At 57.8% G+C, this 13,677-nt stretch carries 18 protein-coding genes; 8 read left to right on the forward strand and 10 right to left on the reverse strand.

Features of this window, described 5'->3' with window-relative positions; genetic code table 11:
* Positions 1–1,122 (reverse strand): aminomethyl transferase family protein (locus AC4GMC_RS13800; RefSeq protein ID WP_488084014.1); only part of this gene is annotated, 1,122 nt, incomplete at its 3' end.
* Between the two features lie 151 nt (positions 1,123–1,273).
* On the opposite strand from AC4GMC_RS13800, the gene AC4GMC_RS13805 reads away from it, so the two are divergent.
* Positions 1,274–2,143: a LysR substrate-binding domain-containing protein gene (locus AC4GMC_RS13805; RefSeq protein ID WP_487877299.1), complete on the forward strand. Its 870-nt coding sequence runs from the start codon at positions 1,274–1,276 to the stop codon at positions 2,141–2,143.
* Here AC4GMC_RS13805 and AC4GMC_RS13810 read toward each other — a convergent pair.
* Positions 2,092–3,000 carry a LysR substrate-binding domain-containing protein gene (locus AC4GMC_RS13810; protein WP_487877300.1) on the reverse strand — a complete coding sequence of 303 codons (909 nt, stop codon included), beginning with the start codon at positions 2,998–3,000 and terminating at the stop codon, positions 2,092–2,094. The genes AC4GMC_RS13805 and AC4GMC_RS13810 overlap by 52 nt on opposite strands.
* Before the next feature lie 102 nt (positions 3,001–3,102).
* Between AC4GMC_RS13810 and AC4GMC_RS13815 the strand changes: the two genes are divergently transcribed.
* On the forward strand, positions 3,103–4,671 hold the full coding sequence (locus tag AC4GMC_RS13815; RefSeq protein ID WP_487877301.1) for a trimethylamine methyltransferase family protein: 1,569 nt from the start codon (positions 3,103–3,105) through the stop codon (positions 4,669–4,671).
* 12 nt (positions 4,672–4,683) lie between these two features.
* The gene (locus AC4GMC_RS13820) at positions 4,684–5,775 is read left to right on the forward strand and encodes an aminomethyl transferase family protein (protein ID WP_487877302.1); all 1,092 of its coding nucleotides are present in this window, start codon (positions 4,684–4,686) and stop codon (positions 5,773–5,775) included.
* A gap of 42 nt (positions 5,776–5,817) precedes the next feature.
* On the opposite strand, the gene AC4GMC_RS13825 is transcribed toward AC4GMC_RS13820, so the two are convergent.
* A complete protein-coding gene (locus tag AC4GMC_RS13825; RefSeq protein WP_487877303.1) occupies positions 5,818–6,198 on the reverse strand; it encodes a hypothetical protein in 381 nt (126 codons plus the stop codon).
* Between the two features lie 245 nt (positions 6,199–6,443).
* Between AC4GMC_RS13825 and AC4GMC_RS13830 the strand changes: the two genes are divergently transcribed.
* Positions 6,444–6,818 (forward strand): hypothetical protein, encoded by a 375-nt coding sequence (locus tag AC4GMC_RS13830; protein ID WP_487877304.1) that lies wholly within the window; start codon positions 6,444–6,446, stop codon positions 6,816–6,818.
* A gap of 3 nt (positions 6,819–6,821) precedes the next feature.
* Here AC4GMC_RS13830 and AC4GMC_RS13835 read toward each other — a convergent pair.
* Positions 6,822–7,579 (reverse strand): IS5 family transposase gene (locus AC4GMC_RS13835; protein ID WP_487877305.1). Its coding sequence is split into 2 segments (ribosomal slippage): positions 6,822–7,243 and positions 7,243–7,579, totalling 759 coding nucleotides; the frame shifts between segments, so codons are not numbered across the junction.
* A gap of 55 nt (positions 7,580–7,634) precedes the next feature.
* Here AC4GMC_RS13835 and AC4GMC_RS13840 point away from each other — a divergent pair.
* The 4 genes from AC4GMC_RS13840 (at position 7,635) to AC4GMC_RS13855 (ending at position 9,183) form a co-directional block, all read left to right on the forward strand.
* A complete protein-coding gene (locus AC4GMC_RS13840; protein WP_487877306.1) occupies positions 7,635–7,967 on the forward strand; it encodes a hypothetical protein in 333 nt (110 codons plus the stop codon).
* A 143-nt stretch (positions 7,968–8,110) separates the two neighbouring features.
* Positions 8,111–8,248, forward strand: coding sequence for a transposase (locus tag AC4GMC_RS13845; RefSeq protein ID WP_487877309.1), 138 nt, complete (start codon positions 8,111–8,113; stop codon positions 8,246–8,248).
* Between the two features lie 141 nt (positions 8,249–8,389).
* Complete coding sequence (locus AC4GMC_RS13850; protein ID WP_487877307.1) at positions 8,390–8,653, forward strand: hypothetical protein; 264 nt, start codon at positions 8,390–8,392, stop codon at positions 8,651–8,653.
* A complete protein-coding gene (locus AC4GMC_RS13855; RefSeq protein WP_487877308.1) occupies positions 8,653–9,183 on the forward strand; it encodes a hypothetical protein in 531 nt (176 codons plus the stop codon). Before AC4GMC_RS13850 ends, AC4GMC_RS13855 begins: the two co-directional genes overlap by 1 nt.
* A gap of 190 nt (positions 9,184–9,373) precedes the next feature.
* Here the strand turns inward: AC4GMC_RS13855 and AC4GMC_RS13860 are convergent, their stop codons facing one another.
* The 6 genes from AC4GMC_RS13860 to AC4GMC_RS13885 form a co-directional block, all read right to left on the reverse strand.
* Positions 9,374–10,591, reverse strand: a complete 1,218-nt coding sequence (locus tag AC4GMC_RS13860) for a radical SAM protein (protein WP_487880347.1) — start codon at positions 10,589–10,591, stop codon at positions 9,374–9,376.
* Positions 10,591–11,223 (reverse strand): hypothetical protein, encoded by a 633-nt coding sequence (locus tag AC4GMC_RS13865; protein WP_487879534.1) that lies wholly within the window; start codon positions 11,221–11,223, stop codon positions 10,591–10,593. The genes AC4GMC_RS13860 and AC4GMC_RS13865 overlap by 1 nt, the downstream gene beginning before the upstream one ends.
* A 2-nt stretch (positions 11,224–11,225) precedes the next feature.
* Positions 11,226–11,516: a hypothetical protein gene (locus AC4GMC_RS13870; protein WP_038008978.1), complete on the reverse strand. Its 291-nt coding sequence runs from the start codon at positions 11,514–11,516 to the stop codon at positions 11,226–11,228.
* A complete protein-coding gene (locus AC4GMC_RS13875) occupies positions 11,506–12,246 on the reverse strand; it encodes a hypothetical protein (protein WP_487880346.1) in 741 nt (246 codons plus the stop codon). Before AC4GMC_RS13875 ends, AC4GMC_RS13870 begins: the two co-directional genes overlap by 11 nt.
* On the reverse strand, positions 12,246–13,151 hold the full coding sequence (locus AC4GMC_RS13880) for a hypothetical protein (RefSeq protein WP_487880345.1): 906 nt from the start codon (positions 13,149–13,151) through the stop codon (positions 12,246–12,248). The genes AC4GMC_RS13875 and AC4GMC_RS13880 overlap by 1 nt, the downstream gene beginning before the upstream one ends.
* The coding region (locus AC4GMC_RS13885) for a tail fiber domain-containing protein (protein WP_490391464.1) at positions 13,148–13,677 on the reverse strand (530 nt) is incomplete at its 5' end. The genes AC4GMC_RS13885 and AC4GMC_RS13880, both read right to left, overlap by 4 nt.

The following is a 13,677-nucleotide window of genomic DNA, read 5'->3' on the forward strand; positions in this document are numbered from 1 at the left end:
TTCGCCGGTCTGGGTGGACCCATCAGCGCAGAGCACATCGACCTGCGTGCCCGGACCCTGTGCGGGGTCGTCCATGCGCACGATGCAAACACCACAGCCCTGATACGGCGAATAGCCCGAGGAACAGACACGGCCGACATCTTTTCCATCAATGGTCATGACGCGTCCAAGCTGCGCCACGCTGCCGGTGACGCGCATGCCCCAAGTGCGGCAGGATTTATCGGCCACCTCCAGCGCCTTGCGGCCAACAAAGTCACGGTCGTCAAATTCGACGAAACCGCCAAGCCCCGCCTCGAACGGCGTTGTCTCCGCCCCAAAATCCGACCCGGCATTGAGCAACCCGGCCTCGATCCGCCGTGCGCGAAACACCGGCGTTCCGGTCAGCAGGATATTGAACGCCGCACCGACCTCCATGATCCGCTCGCCAATGTCCGCGATCTCGGTATCAGGCAGCAGGTAGACCTCCCAGCCCAGCTCGTTGGTGAATCCAGAGCGGCTGATCCAGCAGGTCTGGCCCGCGATGGAGACCTCGGCGCAATCGAAATAGCGGAAAGGATCGGGCATCGGTCCGTCCAGTACCGCGGCCAACAATTCCAGTGACCGTGGACCCTGAATCTGGCTGACCCAGACATTGGGATCGTGGATTTTCACATCCAGCCCCTCTGCGTGGGCCTTGTACCAGCTGAAGAGATCGCCATCGGCCTGCGCCATCCAGAACCTGTCTTGGGAGAGCCGCAGCAGCACGCCATCGGTGATCATGCCACCATCGTGGTAACAGGCGAATTGATAGGAGCAGCGGCCCGGTTTCACCTTGCTGACACTGCGGGTGAAAACCTTGTTCAGCAGCGTTTCCGCATCCGGCCCGCTGATCTCGATCGGCAACTCGCCGGTGTGGCGGAAAATGACATTGGTGCGCACGGCCCAATACATCTCGTCATCTGTGGCTGTGTCGAGCTTTTCTGGTGTCAGGCGTGAATTGTAGAGCGTGTATTCGGGATCAAAAGGCAGCTCCATGTAGCTGAGGGGATGGGGCGGCATCGTGCGGGTCAGCTCGCGCGGGCGCTCGCCTGTGTTTGGAAAAGCTTTGACTGCGAAACGCGCGTTTGAAAGGTCGGTTGTCATGATATTCACCGTTTAGAGTTGTTAGACGCCTGCGGGTGACCTTTTACAAAGAAGGATGGGTGCCACGCATTGAAATCAGGATATTCAACCGATTGGCCTGGTGCAAATCTAATGATTTGTACAAATCGTTTAAAAATATTAAACAGATACCATGCGTTTTCGTTCCTATGATTCCCTCAAGATCTTTGATGCTGTTGCCCGCAGTCTGTCGATGACCAAGGCGGCGGACGAGGTGAATCAGTCGAAAGGATCGATCAGTTATCAAATCAACAAACTGGAAACGGAGCTTGGATTTAGACTGTTCGAGCGCCGCCACGCAAAGCTGGAACTGACCGAAGAAGGGCGCAGGTTGTGGCATGTCTCCCAAACGGCCCTGAGCCAGATCGACCGTGAAATCGAAGACCTGCGCGGCACAGCCTCCGGTGCCGTGACCATTGGCGCGCTGACCTATTTCTCGTCACGCTGGCTGTCGCCAAGGCTCACCCGTTTCTTCGAGGCCAATCCCGGAATCAGCCTGCGAATCGAACCGCTCAACTCCGTGGAAATGTTGAGATCTGTCAAAGTCGACATGGCTATCCTCTGGGGAACTGGTGGCTGGGAGGGTCACAAAAGCGAACTTCTTTTGTCCCTGCCTGCCGTTCCAACCGCAAACCGCGCAGTCGCAGAGCAGGTTAGGCAGCTTGGACTGGCCGAGGCGGTCAGGCAGCTTCCGCTCTTGGGTGACAGCTCCGGCGATGCGGGTTGGCGGGCCTGGCATCAAGCCGCGGGGTTGCCTTACGCGCCCAGCCGGTCCAGCTTGACCATCCCAGATTCAAACAGCCGCGTTCAGGCGGTGGTGGATGGCCAGGGGATCGCCCTTTGGGATGATCTGGTCGCGGCTGAATTTGGCGACGGAACGCTTGTCAGATTGTCCGATGTCAGAGTTGAAAACGCGGGTTACTTTGTCGTTTTCACGGATCGGCAGATGTCTCAGGGCGCCAGTGCGTTCCTTGACTGGTTGCGGGCTGAAACTGCATCTTGAAGCCAATCCGAGAACACCGTCGCCGGTTCCGAGGCTGTGGCCCTATCTGGCCTGACGATGAAGTACCCATAGTCCGGCAACACGATCTCCGACAGCCGATGAAGCTTGCCTGCTGCCAACTCATCACCCACTAGATCATCCATCAAAGCGACGCCCTGGCCGTTGATCACGGCCTGAACCCGCACATTGGGATCCGGCACGATCAACACATCCCGTCGCGCTTGCGGCGGCAGGCCCGCACGTTCCAACCATTCAGACCAAGCGTTGCTGTCTTCGCGATCGCGCAGCAGTGTTAGCTCTGTGACCGCCTCTCTGATCCCCAGCCGCACTACCCGCCCCGCAACATCGGCGTTGCCAACTGGAAAGGACGGCATCGGCATAAACGGTGTCACGGTGCCATCCTTCCAATTTCCGTTGCCCCACCTGATCGCCAAATCCACGCCCAGCATCTCGGTTTCAGAAAACTCGATCATCGGCTGAATGCGAAGCTGCACATCAGGGTGGCTTTGCATGAAGGTCATCAGACGTGGCGACAGCCAGCGTGCGGCGAAATAGGTCGAAACGCCAACTGTCAGAGAGAGGGTCGAGACCCCCTTTAACACCTGAATTTCGGCTTCGATCTCATCGTATCGGCTCTGGCAGATCGCCAGCAGTTTCAGCCCTTCTCCGGTCAGAGTGACGCCGCGCGTGGTGCGCTGGAACAGGCTCATCCCCAGATCGGCCTCAAGCGTTTTGATCTGATAGCTGATCGCGCCCTTGGTCATATTGAGCGCCGCTGCCGCTGTCGAAAAGCTGGAATAGCGGGCGATTTCGGCAAACAGCCTGAGCAGATCATGGTGATGAAAGCGGGCATTCATAGGTTCAACGTATAAATTATTTATACGCAAAGAACAGAAAAATTCGATTTTTAAACTGATTTTTATGCTCTACATCGGCATTCAGACCCACAAACTGAAGAGATGGCGTTGGAACATTTGAACTCAATTACAGACACAACAGCACCTCAGGGTCGCCGCAGCAGCGCGCGCAGGGGCCGTCTGTCCCGTCATAACGCGCCCTCGGAGAACACGCCGTTCATGGGTCGCAAGATACCTGCATACGATTTGCTAGATGAAACGGCGTTGGCCCGTATCGAGGATCAGGCGGACTGGATTCTGGACAAGATCGGTGTCGAGTTTCGAGGGGACAAAACGGCGCTGGATCTCTTCGCCCAGGCGGGCGCGCGGGTTGACGGTGAACGCGTAAGGTTTGAGCCGGGTCAGGTTCGCGCGCTGTGCGGCACGGCCCCGGCCGAATTTCAGTTGCATGCCCGCGACCCGGCCAAGACGGTAACGCTTGGCGGCAACAACGTTGTGCTGATGCCGGGATATGGCTCTCCTTTTGTCAGCGATCTGGCAAATGGGCGTCGCTATGCGACGCTGGAGGATTTCCGCAATTTCGTCAAACTGGCTTACAGCGCACCTGCCATGCACCATTCCGGCGGCACAATTGTCGAGCCGACAGATATCCCGGTGAACAAACGTCACCTGGATATGATGCTGGCGCATCTGACGCTCTCGACCAAACCCTTCATGGGCTCTGTCACGGCACCCGAGCGCGCGCGGGACAGTATCGAAATGGCACGCCTTGTCTTTGGCAGCGACGTCATGGAACGCTTTGCTGTGATGCAGGCCAACATCAACGTCAACTCGCCGCTGATCTATGATGATACGATGTCGTCGGCCCTGCGCATCTACGCAGAGGCAGGCCAGTGTGTCTGCGTTTCACCTGCGATATTCGCAGGTGCCATGGGGCCACTCTCCCCGGCTGCGGTGGCGGCACAAACGCTGGCCGAAGCCATGGTCGGCATCGCCCTGGCACAGCTGGTGCGCCCCGGTTGCCCGGTGGTCTTCGGGTCATTCCACTCGACGATGAATCTGCGCACCGGCGCGCTGACTTTCGGCTCGCCTGAGGCGAACATGACGACGATGGCGGTTTCGCAACTGGGCCGAAGACTTGGCGTGCCGGTGCGCTCTGGTGGGGGACAGATCACCGCGTCCAACGCGCCGGACGGGCAAGCCATGCAGGACAGCACCGGTGCAATGTGGTCCACGCTGCTCTCTGGTGCGCATCAGGTCTGGCATGCGGCAGGCTGGCTCGAAGGCGGGCTTGTGATGTCTTACGAGAAATTCATCATGGATCTCGATCATTGCGGCGCGAAGCTGAAGCTTTTGCAGGGTTTCGCTACCGACGAAGAAGCCTTTGGTCGGGACGCCTATTTTGAGACGGGCCCGGGCGAGAATTTCCTGTCGACCAGCCACACGATGCGCCACTACACAACGGCGAATTTTGAACCACAGATATCTGACGCCGGTCCATTCGAGACCTGGTCTGAAAATGGCGCACTGACCGCTGATCAACGTGCCACCGCGCGGTGGCTTCAGATGCTGAACGACTATCAACAACCCGAAATGGAACCCGGCATCCAAGGCGCGCTTGAAGACTATGTCGCCGAGCGCAAGGCGCAGATGCCGGACGAATGGTACTAGAAAGGAACACCGATGACCGAAGAACTTAGCCGCACATCCGCCCTTGCCTCGCGGCACACCGCGCTTGGATCAGGGCTGGAGGACTGGAATGGGATGGGCACCGCCTGGACCTACAACACCGATCCCAACGATGAACACAATGCGGTCCGCGAGCGCGCGGGCATGTTCGATATGTCGCCCTTGAAGAAGGTGTTTGTACGCGGTCCTGACGCTCAGGCGGTCCTCGATCACCTGACCACGCGCGATCTTTCCAAGGTCACGCCGGGAAAGGCTGCTTACCTATGTGTTCTCACCGAACAAGGCGGGATCGCCGATGACGCTATCGTGTCGAACAACGGCGGTGACGAATGGATGATCGTGCATGGGTCTGGCGACACCATGGCGCTCTTGCAGGCTTCAGCGGAGGGGCACGATGTTCAGGTGCAGTTTAGCGATGATCTTCACGACCTGTCGGTGCAAGGGCCAGCCTCGCTGGAAATTCTCAACGCGCATACGGATATCGACCTGGGCACTCTGGCCTATTTCGAACATGCGCCTGCGACGCTTTTTGGTCACCCCTGCCGCATCTCACGCACCGGGTATTCCGGCGAACGCGGCTACGAGATTTTTGCCGATGGCTCGGTGATCACTGACATCTGGGACAAACTGGTCGAGGCAGGCGTCATGCCCTGTTCCTTCACTGCGCTTGACAAGGTGCGGATCGAAGCGGGCCTGCTGTTCCACGGCTACGACATGACCGAGGATAACACACCGTGGGAAGTCGGCCTCGGCTTCACCGTCAGCAGCGCCAAAGGCGATTTCCGTGGCAAATCGGCGGTCATGGCGGCGAAAGGCGCTGAGAAGGTCAACAACGTTTGCCTCGACATCGACCATCCGGAAATGGTCGCAGGCGGTGAAACCCTGATGTTGGACGGTCAGGGTGTCGGCACCATCAACAGCCCCTGCTATTCGCACCGGATGGGCAAATCGCTGGCGCTGGCCCATGTCCGACCGGGCCTTGAGGTTGGCACAACGTTCACGGTGTCGGGCGACGGTCTGGAAACAACGGCCACAATCACCACCAGCCCCGTCTATGATCCTGAAAAATCGCGGACGCATAGCTGACACAGTCTGCACATTCCGGCGAAGGGCGACATTGCGATAAACCTACGCATCGCAATGATTGACTTCGACTGAACACCGAAGGGCAAATCCGCCATTCAAGCATGACGCAGCATCGGGCAAAGTTGGCTCTTGCAGCACCTTCGCCGCAACATGCTCGAACGTCCGGTTCATCTCACGGAACACGGAGGTGTCACTTTGTGCCGAAGGGTTTTGGTGCTGAATTTCATGAAAGGCAGGACGAGCCTGCTCCCGCATCACCGCGTAGTCGCTCAGCATCTCGACGATGGCCGATCCGTCCGGCAGCATCGCCAATTCTTCGGCCGCCCGCGCCTGAAACTCGCGGCTGTACTCCACGAGCGGCGGACATGCCGCGACGCCGCTTGCTTCAAAACCCGCCGTCGCGCAGCCGGTCAACCAGGTCATCACGATCGCGAGGAACCATGGTAAACCGTACACAAGAGGCTTGATCCGTGGGCAACACAGTAACAAGGTGGTCGAGAAGCCATCCAACTTGGGGATTACCGGTTCAAGTTGTCCAGATTCAAGCGCGAATGCAAATGCTTGAGTAGGTGAATGACGGCAAGGTGAATCCAATACTTGCGCAAGCCTTCGAAAATACTATCGACAAGCGGTTTAAGCCCGGCCTCTGAAAAAACGATGGATTAGTAATGAAAAGACAAGGCCAATATGATGACCTGATTGAAGAGTTCCAGAAGAAGCAGGAAGTGCGCGATGCCACATTCAAAATGACGCGCATTGGGCCAAAAACTGCCACAAAACGGTTCTTCTCCCCTGTCGATGCACGTCTTGTTCGCGTAAGCTATCTTGGGTGGGGACGAAATGCTTGGCACTCAACATGGATCAAGCAATATCATCCGGGCACCATTGATTGCGATCTTAGCCGACTGCAAAAGCTCGCAGAAAACGAGCGCACACCGGGGTCACAACTTTGGATCGAGACTAGAGACGCCCTGTGGCTCAGACTTAAAAGCACAAACGCATTGATGGTACAAATCAATGGGGCTTCAACTAGGGCCTGTTGACAATCATCGAGCGGCGATGATCGTGGCGCAGAGGTACCAGTTTGCGGCGTAGCTTGTATCTGTTTTGTCGTATCGTGTGGCTATCCCTCTGAATTCTTTTATCTTTGCGAAGTAGTTTTCGACCAGATGGCGCCACTTGTACATGTGAGTATCGTATTCACGTTGTATTTTGCGGTTTGATTTGGGCGGAATAACAGCGGTTGCGCCGCGCTCATCAAGGTCTTGCAGGAGCCAATCAGCGTCGAAGGCTTTATCCGCCAACAATGCCCCAAAGGAAACGTCATGTATCAACGGGGCAACCCCCTTCATGTCGTGTGCTTGCCCCGGCAGAAGCAAAAAGCGAAACAAGTTCCCAAGCGCATCGACCATGCCGACGATCTTGGTCGTCAGCCCACCGCGAGAGCGCCCGATGGCTTGATGTTGAGTCCCCCTTTTGCGCCCGATGCCTTTTGGTGGGCCTGGACGATCGTTCCGTCAATCATAGCGTATTCGAGATCTGGCTCAGCGTTTATCGCATTGAAAAGATTCTCAAATACCCCGGCATCAGCCCATCGGCGGAATCGCTTGAAAACAGAATTCCAATTGCCGAAATCCTTGGGCAAATCACGCCAAGGCGAGCCTGTTCGCACACGCCAAAGAACCGCCTCCATAAACCTACGATTGTCACGACCGGTTGCTCCAGGATCGCCGACTTTTCCGGGCAACAGGGGCCCCATCTGCTCCCAAAGCTCATCCGAAATAACCAAGCGATCTTCGTCCATTCAAACCTCCATTTTGAAAGCTTGAATCAGAGTTCAAACAAAATGGGAATCCCGAATGTCAACAGACCCTAATGACTACAATCAACTCCTGAAATACGTCGACGAAGGCAGCCTAAAAAAATTCTGGAAACAAACCAGCTACATCAAAGACGACTGGCTCTTATTTTTTGAACTCGGAAAGTGGTGTCCAGATTCTGTTAGCAGAAAGGAGGCTCAAATATTCCACGCTTTCAATCAGGGAAGCGGGAAAAGCCTAGGTTGGACGCCGAAACCGCAGAGCCTTTGCACCAACTTTTTGAAATTCGCAAAAGATCTTGTAAAAAAGAGCCTTGGCCCAGATGCAGTCAAGAATCTTGAAAAGCCAGCGAAAGCAAAAAAACGAAGATGACCCCAGCGATAAAATCGAAGGCTAGAATTTAGTTTTTACCGTGAGGTGCGTAAGCGGTCGCTGGCCGTCGCCTTTTGTTCGATTGTCTGACCTGCGATGCCGTGTCGGATGTAGATCGGTGCAGGAGTTTCGCAATGGCGACTATGGTAGAGTTTCTCAGGGACTACGGGGTGGAGATACGGACCAATGGTCAGCGACGCTGGCCGGATGAGGTCAAGGCGAGGATTGTGGCTGAGAGTTTGAAGCCTGGGGCGACGGTAAACGGGGTTGCTGCGCGGTAGGCGCCTGGCATGGGTTTAATAGGTGCGCAAAGTTGATGATGACGCGGTGGTGGCTATTGGAGAGCGCTTTGTCCGAGTTTCCAATTTTCTATGGCTGTGTGCCTTAGCCAAAAACGAAAAGATACGACGAGGGAAAATAATTTGAAACGCACAGATGATATTGAAGTGCTGTCCGGCCAGCTTGTTGCGCAGAACATGATGCTCCAAATCATCTTAGGACAAAGCATTCTGACGACGACTGATTCTGGGGCAGAGCTGCGTGGCTCCGTTGAAGCAGGTTTGGCGGCTATCAAGGGCAACCCCAACATGACCGATCGTGAAAAGTTCGGTTGTGAAAAGACGCTAGAAGACGCGATTGACACGATCGACCAGGTCCAGACGCTGGCAGGCTTAAATACACGCTGATGTTTGGCCTGGGCAAAAAAGAGGAAGACGGCAAACAAGTCCGCATCGAGCACCGTGGCAAATACACGCGTGCCTCTCGGACGGGTGGTGTTGCGGTTCGCGGGGAGGAGAAGATTGGCCCGGTCAATCTAACGGCCAATTCATCAAAGGGCCTGCGAGCATCAACACGCATCGCCAACGGAACACGCGTCGCACTGCAAAATGGCCGGTTTCAACTGATTGGCCGCTGGCGTGCGGGGCCACTTGGTTTCAACCTGTCTAAAACCGGCGTCAGCGCGTCGGTGAAGAACAAGGCTGGCACCTTCAACTTTCTCAAGCCGCAATATTCGTCTTTCAAGTTTGCAGGGGTACAGCTTCGGGGCAAAAAGGCCGCTCAACTCCAGATTATGTACATGCTCATCATGGTGGCGGTGTTTGCCGTCGTCTTTGGTGTCAAGCTGTTTGTGTTTTTGTTGTGGCTCTTAGCGTTGCCCATCTTGTTCATCTGGGACATGATCGTCGGGTTCGTGCGGGGCGCCCGCAATAGCTGATTTTACCATGTAGCACTGCAAACGTTTTGCGTGTCCGGCGATCAGGCGACCCAATCACCCTTCCTCGATTGGCACCCAAGCAGAGAATACAGCACTTTCGTCTGTAATCCTGCGCTCAACCCGCGCCGCTCTCTCAGCGGCATCAATCGCATCCAGGACCGTCGCCTGCGCGGCATCAAAGCTGGCGGCCTCAGCCTTCCACCCAAACCACCACCATCCCCGTCAAATGCCAGACGGCCGCCATCATGATCCCCATATTAAACGCAAACTCATTGGCGCAGCTCTGCTTGAAGAACTCCCCTTCAAGGAACATGCAGGATCCTTTGCAGAGCTGAACGACGGGGCATGACATGCATTCGTCTCGGAAGGCAAAATGCGTCGCGGTATCGAGCGCGATGTCCTCAAAGGTCTCCACATGTCCGATCTTGTGCACGCCCTTGGCCCCGGTGTTCTGGCAGGTCATGACGTTGCCGCGGAGATCGACGGCGATGGTGTCTTCGCGGTCCATGCCGCATTTTTGGCCGAGGGCTTCAATCGGCCTTTGCCGCTGGATAGAGGCGTAGAACTCATCGATCCGTTCGCCGAGACCAAAGGCGTTCGGATCCTCGACCAGCGCCTCAAATATTGATCGTGTGAGACTGTTCAACTCGGCGGGCGCAAACCGCCCGGTCCCGATGGCGGTCGCCGCGTCATAGACATTCACAACGCCTTCGAGGCCGACGTGAATGCCCGGCCCGACTTTCCCTGCAAACCAGGCCTTGAGCGCCTGCAGGTCGTGATGCTCGCGCGTGAGCACCGCGTTGAACCCGACCTTATCAGGCCGCTCCGCCAGCAAGGCCTCAATCCAAGCGCGCTTGTCGGGATCATCAAGCGGATCAGGCCCGCGCAAGTGCTGCCCCGGCCCATCGTGGCTGATCGTGATCGCGATGTCGTGCGCGGCAATGAAGTTCAGCTTTTCGCGATTGAACAGCGATCCGTTGGTGATGATCGAGAAGCGCACACCGGGAAAGCGCGCAGCCAGCGCTGGCACCAATCGCTTGATCTTCGCCCAGTACAGAAACGGCTCGCCGCCCCAGATCTCAATTCGCTCGGGCGCATCTGTGATCCACCCCTCCAATTGCGCCAAAAAATGATCCACATCTGCGAGCTTCGAGACTGTGGCATCCGCAATCTGGAAGGCCTGGCTGCAATAGCTGCAGGCGTAGTTGCACGACAGGCCCAGCTGGATTTTCAGCACGCGCGGTGCGCGGGATTTGCCCAAGGGTGCGTCCTTCGCCACCCGCGGCGCGGGCTCAAAGGTGCCAGGCTCTACGGGCAGCGGCAGTCCCTCGCACTCCGAGGTATGCGGGTTATAGCGCAGGGTGTGCCGGGCGCTGTCTCGCGCCTCGAGGGTCAGTTCAAACCACATCAGTCAAAGAGCCTTTCTGCCAGAGCGTCGGGCAGGGTGACGCGGAAGTTCGCGACCACCTGCACGTGGGGTGCCTCCCCCGCGTGGGGGTGCTGGTTGTGGGGAATATGGGAGGGGAAGACCACCGAGAGCCCGGGCCGCGGGTTGACGCTGTAGCCATGGCGGCCCTCAAAGGGCAGGCGGCCCTCGTCAAAGTACCGCGAGGGGTCCTCGATCACAAAGCGCGGGGTGCCGACAGAGTTGATCGGCTGACTTGCGCCACTCCCGGTCAGGAAGTGCACGCAGGTCAGGTCGCCCTCGCGGCTGTCTTTGTGGGTCGAGATGAACCCGCCTTTGGGGATTACGAGCGCGCGGTTTTCGCAATGGTCGGGATCGAGGTAGGAAGACCAAGGGCCCAACACTGCCCGTGCGCAGGCAAAGAGATGCGCCTTCAGGGCCTGACCAGCCTCGCTCCGCTCCAAGATCCCGCGCACCCGCCGCTTGGACGCGCTGAGCGTGTCCGCCGCATCAGCTGCGCCCACCGCCACGATGGCCTCCTCCGCCAGCTGGCGGTTCACCGGCCAATCAACCGGCGTCTCAAAGAAGCTGACCCGGGTCGGCCAGAGATCGATGCTCGTGCTGCGCGCTTCCATCCTCAACACCGGCAGTTGCAGTTGCAATTGTAGAAAGCGCGATTGCCGGTGATGGTCACCGCGCCACTGGTGCCGCCGCCTGAGAGACTGGTGACATAGCAATTGCCGGTGCAGGCGCAGTTCCCGCCACAATTGGTACCAAAAACACGGACGGGACCGGAGACAGGCGTCCCATTCGTGACGGTCACAGACGTAATGTCGCCCGCTCCAATTGCGGGTTTGTTGGCAATCCGCGACCAATCAACGGTGCCGCTGTCGCTGATCACGATGGTAGATCCGACCTTATAGGCCATGAGCATCTCCTTGTGCCTGATGGGCCAGGATCTGAGCGAGCCCGGCTTTGCAGTGAGAATTGGGAAGGGTGAGGGAGCACAGGACCGGAATGCACATCCGCTCCGTGCCCTCAAAATATGTGCTGTCATGGGGGACGTGGCCCTCGAAGATCAGCATGGATCCTGCGCGAGGCTCCACTGCGTACCAGCCACCGACGTAAGCCTCCGGATTGCGACAGGGCCAGAGCCGCTTGCCCACATTCGCGGGATCATAGAACCGCACCGCCCCGCGATGGAGTGAAGTCTCCGGGCAATCCGCGTCTAGCGTGACCCGCGGATAGTATGTGCACACGATATCGGTCTGGACATGGGTGTGGGTGTTGATGCCAACGTTCTCTCGCTGGTCGCGCCGCTGCCAGAAGGTGTCTGACATCATGGCGATCTCGCCCGAGTGCTCATAGCCATAAGCCAGCCGCAGATACTCCCGCACGCCCGCTGCCACCATCTGGGCCAGGGCAGCAATTGCCGGGTCTCGCTTATCCATCAGGAAGTTGTGGCGGAGATGGCCGAGGTGGTTGGTTTGATCCCCCACATTACGCCCGTCACCGGCGTCTTGAATGCGGTTTGTCACGGCATCCTCGGCCGCCAACGCGTAAAGCCGGTCGTTGAAGCCATCGGGCATGTCCCAATGCTTGTGCATCACGAAGGCCGGATAGATCATCTGTAGTTCAGTGGTGGTTTCGATGTGCATCAAACGACCTCCACAATGACTTTGCCGATGGCGGTGTAATGCTCGGTGTTGATCTTGACCGCGATCTGCTCGCCTGTGCTGAGGCCAAGCGCTTCAACCGCAAAGCTTCCTTGCCCCTGCGCGTCGGTCGCTAAACGGCGTTTCGGCAAATACCCTGCGTCGCTGTCGAGCTTGAGCTTTAAGGCGTTTGCACAAGGTGCCTCGCTTTTGTTCCAGATCAATTGCACCGGGATGTCGGCCCGGCCTCCCGCCGGGACGGTGGCCGAGGCTGGCCCCTTTGCGTGGAAATAGAACTGCTTGAACCACACCCCATCGTTGGGGATTGTCGCGTCATCTATGCGGCCCGCCACCGTGGTGTCGTTCAGCAAGATTGGGTCTTGGTCGCAGAGCAACTCAACGCGCGCCCCGGACAAAGGCCCGGCGATGGGCATGAAGATGACGAGGGCGTTGGAGGCTTGGGTCCGGGCCCGATGCCGGAAGGAGGTATCCACCTTCTCGCGCGCAGATTGTGCAAAGCGGTTGCGCCACGGCAAAGGAAAGCCGTTGTTGTCGGTCATGATGTCGATCAGAGCGTAGTCGGTCAGTTCATCGTGCCCGACCATGCCGTCGAGAAAGATGTAGGAGCGGCCCTTGTAGACCGCGCCATGGGGGCAGCCCGGCAGGTCCGGTACAAAGGTGCCGTTGCCCGTGAGATCCACAAAGCCTGCCTTATTTTGCGCTGTGATCGGTTCTTCGAGCACGCCCTTGATCTCAGACCAGACAGCTGTGCCCACGGCATCTCGGACGCCTTGGCCGGGTTCGCAGGGCTCAAAGACGGCAAGCCCCGCGTAGGTCTCTTGGACGTCCACGGCATAATGCAGACGCGCGGTGGTGTTGTAGATAACGTGCAAGCCTGTCTCGATCATCGGTCTTTGCCTTTCAACTGCTCGACCTCGGCTGAGAGGTCTTTGATTGCCTCGACGAGAAGCCCAACGAGGTTGCCATATGCCAGACGCAGCACGCCTTCGGTCTCGACAACAGCTTCTGGGGCGACTGCTTGGACATCCTGAGCGATCAGGCCGACTTCTCGGCTTCCGCCCTCGATCACGTTGTAGGTGACGCCTGTGAGAGCCTGCACCTTTTGGAGCGCGTCAGAGATTGGCGTGATGTTTGTTTTCAGGCGCGCGTCGGAGGACGACACGAAGTTCGGGGCCGTGACGGTGCTCGAAAAAGTGGCGCCTGAGAGCCGTGCAAAGGCACTGGCGTGACTGCCATCCAAGAGGTCTGCATCGATGCCAGAGCCAGAGCCGTCGACTGTTTTGAGCTTGTCCCGCACTTGGGTGGCGGTATCAGGCGATCCGTTTGCACCAGCAGGGCCTTGAGGACCGACCGGGCCAGTCGCACCAGTTGCTCCTGTAAGCCCTCGCGCGCCCGTTGGTCCGGCTGGACCGG

The organism is Thalassobacter sp. (assembly GCF_982993085.1).